This window comes from Klebsiella sp. K47 (genome assembly GCF_051858335.1).
In the GTDB taxonomy this organism is placed as follows: Bacteria; Pseudomonadota; Gammaproteobacteria; order Enterobacterales; family Enterobacteriaceae; genus Klebsiella; species Klebsiella pneumoniae.
Genome location: NZ_JBPYUI010000592.1, coordinates 1 through 210 on the forward strand (window position 1 = coordinate 1; position 210 = coordinate 210).

At 52.4% G+C, this 210-nt stretch carries 1 protein-coding gene; it reads right to left on the reverse strand.

What is annotated here, in order from left to right:
- Positions 1 to 210: EAL domain-containing protein (locus tag RRF55_RS29355; RefSeq protein WP_439419507.1), on the reverse strand; the 210-nt coding region annotated here is incomplete at both ends.

A 210-nucleotide genomic window follows, 5' to 3' on the forward strand; every position in this document is an offset into this window, starting at 1 on the left:
GGCAAGAAAATGGCCCAGATCGGTGAACACCTCCTCCACGACGTAATCCGTAATGCGCTCAATCATCCCCTCTTTTTCGGCCAGGGGAATAAATTCCGCCGGGCTCATAACCTGACCGTTGAATCCTGGCCAGCGCAACAACGCCTCTGCTCCCACGCACTGGTTATTTTTTATATCAATAATGGGCTGATAATGGACGCACAGCTGGCG